The organism is Amycolatopsis thailandensis (assembly GCF_002234405.1).
Classification (GTDB): Bacteria; Actinomycetota; Actinomycetes; order Mycobacteriales; family Pseudonocardiaceae; genus Amycolatopsis; species Amycolatopsis thailandensis.
Genome location: NZ_NMQT01000185.1, coordinates 1 through 803, shown reverse-complemented (window position 1 = coordinate 803; position 803 = coordinate 1). Strand labels below are relative to the sequence as shown.

Below are 803 nucleotides of genomic sequence, written 5' to 3'. Positions count from 1 at the left end.
GCGAAGGCCACCGGCATCGTGTTCGCCGGCGCCGCGCACACGGGCACGAAACACCCGCACGCCAACGAGATCGCGCCCGGCCTGTTCGCGCCGGTGCACCAGCACCTCTTCTGCGCGCGACTGGACGTGGCGATCGACGGCGAACGCAACTCGCTCGTCGAGATCGACGTCGAACGGGTGCCGATGGGCGAGCAGAACCCGTACGGTAACGCTTTCACCTGGAAGGAGACCCCGCTGCGGTCGGAGCTGGAGGCCCGGCGGCACGCGGATCCGGCCAAGGCCCGGGTCTGGGAGATCCGCAGCGCGGAACGGACCAACCGGCTCGGCACCCCCACGGCGTACCAACTGGTCCCCCGCCCGTCCGCGACCCTGATGGCGCAGCCGGAATCGACCGTCCACCAGCGGGCGACGTTCGCCACCCGTCACCTGTGGGCGACGCCGTACCGCGCCGACGAGCGCTACCCGGCGGGCGAACGGCCGAACGCCCACCCCGGTGGCGCGGGCCTGCCCGCGTGGACCGCCGCCGACCGGGACCTGACCGACACCGATCTCGTGCTGTGGCACGTCTTCGGCCCGACCCACATCCCGCGCCCGGAGGACTGGCCGGTCATGCCGGTCGACTACTCCGGTTTCTCCTTGCGCCCCTATGGCTTCCTGGACCGCAATCCGGCCCTCGACCTGCCTTCCGGCGCTGCCGACGAGCACTGTTCCGCCCACGATCACTAAGAGCCTGTTGGCGGAGCTGAAGTTGTAGACCAAAACCGACCGACGAGTGAACCCGCCCGGCCGAAGGCCCCGCTATC

1 protein-coding gene is annotated in these 803 nt (G+C 70.7%); it reads left to right on the top strand.

Translation table 11 applies throughout. The annotated features are described in order from the left end of the window. Positions 1-726: copper amine oxidase (locus CFP71_RS40270; RefSeq protein ID WP_482746727.1), on the top strand; the 726-nt coding region annotated here is incomplete at its 5' end. Positions 727-803: the final 77 nt, after the last annotated feature.